Annotated in this window: 6 protein-coding genes and 1 pseudogene; 1 reads left to right on the plus strand and 6 read right to left on the minus strand. The window is 60.0% G+C overall.

Annotation, left to right across the window (positions count from 1 at the left end):
- Positions 1-54: 54 nt before the first annotated feature.
- The 6 genes from ACGSLL_RS21585 to flhA form a co-directional block, all read right to left on the minus strand.
- Positions 55-843 carry a protein phosphatase CheZ gene (locus ACGSLL_RS21585; protein WP_042607546.1) on the minus strand — a complete coding sequence of 263 codons (789 nt, stop codon included), beginning with the start codon at positions 841-843 and terminating at the stop codon, positions 55-57.
- Between the two features lie 17 nt (positions 844-860).
- A complete protein-coding gene (locus ACGSLL_RS21590; RefSeq protein WP_161986607.1) occupies positions 861-1,232 on the minus strand; it encodes a chemotaxis response regulator CheY in 372 nt (123 codons plus the stop codon).
- 167 nt (positions 1,233-1,399) lie between these two features.
- Complete coding sequence (gene fliA, locus ACGSLL_RS21595) at positions 1,400-2,140, minus strand: RNA polymerase sigma factor FliA (protein ID WP_090282374.1); 741 nt, start codon at positions 2,138-2,140, stop codon at positions 1,400-1,402.
- Positions 2,137-2,967, minus strand: a complete 831-nt coding sequence (gene fleN, locus ACGSLL_RS21600; RefSeq protein ID WP_016771060.1) for a flagellar synthesis regulator FleN — start codon at positions 2,965-2,967, stop codon at positions 2,137-2,139. Before fleN ends, fliA begins: the two co-directional genes overlap by 4 nt.
- 116 nt (positions 2,968-3,083) lie before the next feature.
- Complete coding sequence (gene flhF, locus ACGSLL_RS21605) at positions 3,084-4,424, minus strand: flagellar biosynthesis protein FlhF (RefSeq protein WP_090282373.1); 1,341 nt, start codon at positions 4,422-4,424, stop codon at positions 3,084-3,086.
- A gap of 11 nt (positions 4,425-4,435) precedes the next feature.
- Positions 4,436-6,565: a flagellar biosynthesis protein FlhA gene (gene flhA, locus ACGSLL_RS21610; RefSeq protein ID WP_394507860.1), complete on the minus strand. Its 2,130-nt coding sequence runs from the start codon at positions 6,563-6,565 to the stop codon at positions 4,436-4,438.
- Between the two features lie 663 nt (positions 6,566-7,228).
- Here flhA and ACGSLL_RS28260 point away from each other — a divergent pair.
- Positions 7,229-7,397: pseudogene (locus ACGSLL_RS28260) on the plus strand (DUF6124 family protein); the annotation flags it as partial.

The following is a 7,397-nucleotide window of genomic DNA, read 5'->3' on the forward strand; positions in this document are numbered from 1 at the left end:
TAATGGGGTGCTCCTACAGGTCTAAAAACCCAAAAAACCCGAATTCAGAAATTCTTAGAATCCAAGGCTGGATAACAAATCGTCCACATCGTCCTGACCGGACACAACGTCTTCTCGTTTATCGGCATGAATCTGCGGACCTTCACCCTGCGAGAGATGTTTTTGTGGATCTTTTTCCGCAAGCATCGCGGCACGGTCATGTTCGATGCCCGCAAAGCGGTCGACCTGACTGGCCATGAGCACGAGTTTGAGCAGATTGCTTTCGACTTCGGTGACCAGTTGGGTCACGCGCTTGATCACCTGACCGGTGAGGTCCTGGTAATCCTGGGCCAGCAGGATGTCGTTGAGATTGCTCGACACCGCACGGTTGTCCGTGCTGCTGCGTGACAGAAAACCGTCGACCCGGCGCGCCAGCTCGCGGAACTCTTCAGCCCCGACCTCGCGACGCATGAAGCGACCCCAATCGGCGCTCAACGTCTGGGCTTCATCAGCCAGACTGTTGACCACCGGCGTGGCGCTTTCCACCAGATCCATGGTGCGGTTGGCCGCGGCTTCCGTCAGCTTGACCACATAGCCCAGGCGTTCGGTGGCGTCGGTGATTTGTGACACTTCCTCGGCCTGCGGCATGTGCGGATCGATCTGGAAATTGACGATCGCACTGTGCAGTTCACGCGTGAGCTTGCCCACTTCCTGATACAGGCCACGGTCACGGGTCTGATTGAGCTCATGGATCAGTTGCACCGCGTCGCCGAACCTGCCTTTTTCAAGGCTTTCGACCAGTTCGACCGCGTGTTTTTTCAGGGTCGATTCAAAATCGCCCTGTGAAGATTCGTTATGCTCCATAGCTCCCCCGCGCGTTCTCAGCCGATGCGTTCGAAAATCTTCTCGATTTTGTCTTTCAACGCCTGAGCCGTGAAAGGTTTGACCACGTAGCCGTTCACACCGGCCTGAGCGGCTTCGATGATCTGCTCGCGCTTGGCTTCAGCGGTCACCATCAGCACCGGCAGGTGCTTGAGTTTTTCATCGGCGCGCACGTGGCGCAGCAGGTCGATACCGGTCATGCCCGGCATGTTCCAGTCCGTTACCAGAAAGTCGATGCTGCCGCTGTTGAGGACCGGAATGGCGGTTACGCCATCGTCGGCCTCGACGGTATTGGTGAACCCAAGATCGCGCAGCAGGTTCTTGATGATCCGCCGCATCGTTGAGAAGTCATCAACGATGAGGATTTTCATGTCTTTGTTCAATTCGACCTCCAAGCAGTCTTAAACGCGCCCAGCACCTGGACGCGCCACTTCAATCAATCGGCGCAGCACTTAAAGTTTGTCTGGAGCACAACGGATCGAGACCGGCGCCGCTTACCACCGCACCAGCCTCGTTTCGCAGTGTCCCCACACTGCCTTCAGCGCGCTCGCCACTCCCCCAAACGCCCCCGCAAACGGGCCGCGCACTGGCTGTGTAACTGGCTGACCCGCGATTCACTGACGCCAAGGACTTCACCGATTTCCTTGAGGTTCAGTTCTTCGTCGTAGTACAGCGCCAACACCAGTCGCTCACGCTCCGGCAAATTGGCAATCGCGTCCGCCAGCGCCGTCTGGAAGCGTTCATCTTCCAGATCGCGTGACGGCTCCATATGAGCACTGGCGCCATCCTCGTGCAGCCCTTCGTGTTCGCCGTCCTGCAAAAGGTCGTCGAAACTGAACAGGCGGCTGCCCAAAGTGTCATTCAGAATCCCGTAATAATCGTCGAGACTCAATTGGAGTTCGGCCGCAACCTCGTGATCTTTAGCGTCACGGCCGGTTTTAGCTTCAATCGAGCGAATTGCGTCGCTGACCATCCGGGTATTGCGGTGGACCGAGCGTGGCGCCCAGTCCCCTTTGCGTACTTCGTCAAGCATCGCGCCGCGGATTCGAATGCCCGCGTACGTTTCGAAACTGGCGCCTTTGCTGGCGTCGTATTTGGTCGACACTTCGAGCAGGCCGATCATCCCGGCCTGGATCAGGTCTTCGACCTGCACACTGGCCGGCAACCGTGCCAGCAAGTGATAGGCAATGCGCTTGACCAGTGGCGCGTAACGCTCGATCAATTCGTACTGCGCGTCACGCGCCGACTTCTTGTAAAGATTCATGCCACTGGCGGTCATATCACAGGCCCTGCGGTTTGCTGCACGAGACGCTCGACGAAAAACTCCAGATGGCCGCGCGGGTTGGCCGGCAACGGCCAGGTGTCGACCTTCTGCGCGATGGCCTTGAAGGCCAGGGCGCATTTGGAGCGTGGAAAGGCTTCGTAGACGGCGCGTTGTTTCTGCACGGCCTTGCGCACGCTTTCGTCATACGGGACGGCGCCTACGTATTGTAGGGCGACGTCAAGGAAACGGTCCGTGACCTTGGTCAACTTGGCGAACAGGTTGCGGCCTTCCTGCGGGCTCTGCGCCATGTTGGCGAGGACGCGGAAGCGGTTCATGCCGTAGTCGCGGTTGAGCAGTTTGATCAGTGCGTAGGCGTCGGTGATCGAGGTCGGCTCGTCACACACCACCAGCAACACTTCCTGCGCCGCGCGGACGAAACTGACTACCGAGTCACCAATGCCCGCAGCGGTGTCGATCACCAGCACGTCGAGATTGTCGCCGATGTCGCTGAACGCCTGAATCAGGCCGGCGTGCTGCGCCGGGCTCAGGTGGACCATGCTCTGCGTGCCGGACGCCGCCGGCACGATGCGAATCCCGCCCGGGCCCTGCAACAGCACGTCGCGCAATTCGCACCGGCCTTCGATGACGTCGGCCAGCGTGCGTTTGGGGGTCAGCCCCAGCAGAACGTCGACGTTCGCCAGACCGAGGTCGGCGTCCAGCAGCATGACCCGACGGCCAAGCTCTGCCAGCGCCAGCGACAAGTTCACTGACACGTTAGTCTTGCCGACGCCACCTTTGCCGCCGGTCACCGCGATCACCTGTACGGGATGCATGCTGCCCATGTTATTTCTTTACCTTGTCTTGCATAGACGGAGGCCACATTACTGGCTGCGCGTTCCGGATCGGAACAATGCGTGGCAGACCATCGATGTAGGTACAAAAACTGTTCATGATTACCTCAGCCAACCTGCTTGGTCGGGCTGTGATAGATATCAGCGAACATGTCAGCCATGGCTTCTTCGCTGGGTTCTTCCTGCATTTGCACGCTGACGGCGCGGCTGACCAGTTGATGACGGCGCGGCAGATGCAGATCATCCGGAATCCGTGGGCCATCGGTCAGGTACGCGACCGGCAATTCATGACTGATCGCCAGGCTCAACACTTCACCAAGACTGGCTGTTTCATCCAGTTTAGTCAGAATGCAGCCGGCCAGCCCGCAACGCTTGTAACTATGATAAGCGGCGGTTAGAACCTGTTTCTGGCTGGTGGTTGCCAGGACCAGATAATTTTTTGAGCGAATGCCACGCCCGGCCAGGCTTTCCAGCTGCATGCGCAACGCCGGATCGCTGGCCTGCAGACCGGCGGTATCGATCAGCACCACGCGCTTGCGCAGCAGCGGATCGAGCGCCTGCACCAGCGACTGGCCCGGATCGACGTGGGTCACCGGCACATTGAGGATGCGCCCCAGAGTCTTGAGTTGTTCCTGCGCACCGATGCGGAAGCTGTCCATGCTCACCAGCGCGACATTCTGCGCGCCGTACTTGAGCACATAACGCGCCGCCAGCTTGGCCAGCGTGGTGGTCTTGCCCATGCCGGCCGGGCCAACCATGGCGATGACACCGCCCTCTTCCAGCGGCTCGACTTCCGGCACGGCAATCATCCGCGCCAGATGCGCGAGCAACATGCGCCAGGCCTGACGCGGCTCTTCGATGTCAGTGATCATCGACAGCAGATCGCGCGACAGCGGGCCGGACAGGCCAATGCGCTGCAAACGGCGATACAGATTGGCTTGCGCCGGGCGGCTGCCCTGCAGCTGATTCCAGGCCAGCGTGCCGAGCTGGACTTCCATCAGCTCACGCAGGCTGTTCAATTCAAAACGCATCGAATCCAGCGCACGCGGATCGACGCCCGCCGAGGCCTGCGCAGGCGCTGCGGCCGGACGCGCCGGCGCGGCGTAGGTCGGCTCGGTCAACGGTTCGGCAGCGGTCAGCGGCAGGCCGGCCGTCAACGGCAGCCCGGCGAACAACTGCTGATTGGTGTTGCCGTCGGCTTCGCCACGCAGGCTCAATTCGGCCTGAGCGGTGACGATGCGCGACTGGGTCTTGCGCAGCTCGTCCTCGAGTTCCATGTTCGGAACCCGTGGCGCCAGCGCCGACAATTTGTAATCCAGAGCCGCCGTCAACTCGACGCCGCCGGCAATGCGGCGGTTACCGATGATGGCGGCATCAGCGCCCAGCTCATCGCGAACCAGCTTCATGGCCTGACGCATATCGGCGGCGAAAAAACGCTTAACTTGCATAAACCACTACCTCAGCCGTTGGGCCCTACTGTCGCAACGATGGTCACTTGCTTGTTGTCCGGTATTTCCTGGTAGGCCAGCACATGCAGTCCGGGGACGGCGAGGCGGCCAAAGCGCGAGAGCATCGCGCGGATCGGGCCGGCAACCAACAGGATCACCGGCTGACCTTGCATTTCCTGACGCTGCGCCGCTTCGATCAACGAACGTTGCAGCTTCTCGGCCATGCTTGGCTCCAGCAGAACGCCCTCTTCCGAGCCTTGTCCTGCCTTCTGCAGACTATTGAGCAATATCTGTTCCAACCTTGGTTCCAATGTGATCACAGGCAGCTCGGACTCAGTGCCTACAATGCTTTGGACGATTGCACGGGATACGCCGACCCGCACGGCAGCCACCAACGCGGCGGTATCTTGACTCTTGGCGGCGTTGTTGGCGATGGCTTCGGCGATGCTGCGGATATCGCGCACCGGCACGTGTTCGGCGAGCAACGCTTGCAGCACTTTGAGCAACTGCGACAGCGAAACCACGCCCGGCACCAGCTCTTCCGCCAGTTTCGGCGAGCTCTTGGCCAGCAATTGCATGAGTTGCTGGACTTCCTCGTGGCCGATCAGCTCGCTGGAGTGCTTGTAGAGAATCTGGTTCAAGTGCGTCGCGACTACGGTGCTGGCGTCGACCACGGTGTAGCCGAGCGATTGCGCCTGGGCGCGCTGGCTGATTTCGATCCACACCGCCTCCAGGCCAAAAGCCGGATCTTTGGCGTTGATACCGTTGAGCGAGCCGTACACCTGACCCGGATTGATCGCCAGTTCGCGATCCGGGTAGATCTCGGCCTCGGCGAGGATCACGCCCATCAGCGTCAAGCGGTAAGCGCTCGGCGCCAGATCGAGGTTGTCGCGGATGTGCACGGTCGGCATCAGGAAGCCCAGATCCTGCGAGAGCTTCTTGCGCACGCCCTTGATCCGCGCGAGCAACTGCCCACCCTGATTGCGGTCCACCAGCGGAATCAGGCGGTAGCCAACTTCCAGGCCGATCATGTCGATGGGCGTGACGTCGTCCCAGCCCAGCTCCTTGGTTTCCATGGCCCGGGCCGGCGACGGCAGCAGTTCCTGCTGACGCTTGACCTCTTCCAGCGCCACGACCTTGGCGACGTTCTGCTTTTTCCAGAACAGGTAGGCGCCGCCAGCGGCCAGCGCGGCCATGCTCAGGAAGGAGAAATGCGGCATGCCCGGCACCAGGCCCATCACCGCCATCAAACCTGCGGCCACGGCCAGCGCTTTCGGCGAGGCGAACATCTGCCGGTTGATCTGTTTGCCCATGTCTTCCGAACCGGAAGCACGGGTCACCATGATCGCCGCTGCTGTCGATAACAACAGTGATGGCAATTGCGCCACCAAACCGTCACCGATAGTCAGCAAGGCGTACACCTTGCCGGCGTCAGCAAAACCCATGTTGTGCTGGAAGATACCGACGGCCATGCCGCCGATGAGGTTGATGAACAGAATCAGCAGGCCGGCGATGGCGTCACCGCGGACGAACTTGCTGGCACCATCCATCGAACCGTAGAACTCGGCCTCTTGGGCGACTTCCTGGCGGCGCGCCTTGGCCTGATTCTGGTCGATCAGGCCGGCGTTGAGGTCGGCGTCGATCGCCATTTGTTTGCCGGGCATCGCGTCGAGGGTAAAACGCGCGCTCACCTCGGAAATCCGCCCGGCGCCCTTGGTCACCACGACGAAGTTGATGATCATCAGAATCGCGAACACCACGATACCGACCACGTAGTTACCACCGATCACCACCTCACCGAAGGCCTGGATCACCTTACCGGCGGCGGCGTGGCCGTCCTGACCGTGGAGCATTACCACCCGCGTCGAGGCAACGTTCAACGCCAGTCGCAACAGCGTCGCGACCAGCAGAATGGTCGGGAACACCGCAAAATCCAGCGGCCGCAACGCATACACGCAGACCAGCAGGACCACGATCGACAGGGCGATGTTGAAGGTAAAGAAGACGTCGAGCAGGAACGGCGGCACCGGCAACATCATCATCGCCAGCATCACCAGCAGCAACAACGGCACACCCAGATTGCCTCGACTGAGGTCGGCAACGTTTGTGCGAGCAGTGTTGAATAACTGAGAGCGATCCACCGGTTTTCCCCGTTCCTTTAAAGCAAACTTTTGACGCCCCGAGTGGGCGCACGGCGGCTATTGCAAGAAGCCTTCCAACTTTTGCCAAGGAGATGAAACTGGAGAAATGATCACGCCCCCTGTAGGCCTTCGCCTGCTCGCGATAGCAGTTTGTCTGGTTCGAATTCATCGACTGAAAAACCATCGCGAGCAGGCGAAGGCCTACAAGGGACCGCATTCCAAATGTCAGATTGAAACGCACTCCAAACTGTGGGAGCGAGCCTGCTCGCGAAGAGGCCATCAGATTCGGCACAACTTTTTGATTTAAACGAAGCTGTTTAAACGACACCTCAAGACACGCCTTCAAGGCTACAAATCCTTGCGCCATTGCCTACAGCCAAGCCAGAATCCGCCGGCTTGTGTGCTTTGGGGTCGGGTTCTATTGTGGATCGGTCGCTGACGAATCAGCGATCGGGTTTAGCGACCCGGATTCTCTCAGTGCATCAGCGTTCGTAGCTACGTTGCGGAGATCTTCGCCCGCAATAACGTTATGGCGGCTGTATGCGGGAGACCTTCGGGTCTACCGGGGTGCCTGAGACCGGTTCGCTAACCTGCGTACAGCTGCCACCTTCACCTGTTTAGCGACAGGGAAAAGAGTGGCTCCATAAGCTCAGGAGCTCCACCATGACCAAACCAACCCCCAACCCACCCGAAACCGACCCCATTTCCCCCTACGAATCCCTCGACTCCAACAAACTCCACGACGCCGCCGACCGCGCCCTCGATCACTACCTCTGCCCGCCCGGCTCTCCGCCACCGCCGCGTAAAAAACGCACGATGTACGCCGTGACCG

It is taken from the genome of Pseudomonas retamae (assembly GCF_043496865.1).
In the GTDB taxonomy this organism is placed as follows: domain Bacteria; phylum Pseudomonadota; class Gammaproteobacteria; order Pseudomonadales; family Pseudomonadaceae; genus Aquipseudomonas; species Aquipseudomonas retamae.

Excerpts from the sequence above, each read along its gene's own strand:
- ACGSLL_RS21585 (WP_042607546.1), bottom strand. The coding sequence starts at position 843 with ATGGAGCATAACGAATCTTCACAGGGCGATTTTGAATCGACCCTGAAA.
- flhF (WP_090282373.1), bottom strand. The coding sequence starts at position 4,424 with ATGCAAGTTAAGCGTTTTTTCGCCGCCGATATGCGTCAGGCCATGAAG.
- fliA (WP_090282374.1), bottom strand. The coding sequence starts at position 2,140 with ATGACCGCCAGTGGCATGAATCTTTACAAGAAGTCGGCGCGTGACGCG.
- fleN (WP_016771060.1), bottom strand. The coding sequence starts at position 2,967 with ATGGGCAGCATGCATCCCGTACAGGTGATCGCGGTGACCGGCGGCAAA.
- ACGSLL_RS21590 (WP_161986607.1), bottom strand. The coding sequence starts at position 1,232 with ATGAAAATCCTCATCGTTGATGACTTCTCAACGATGCGGCGGATCATC.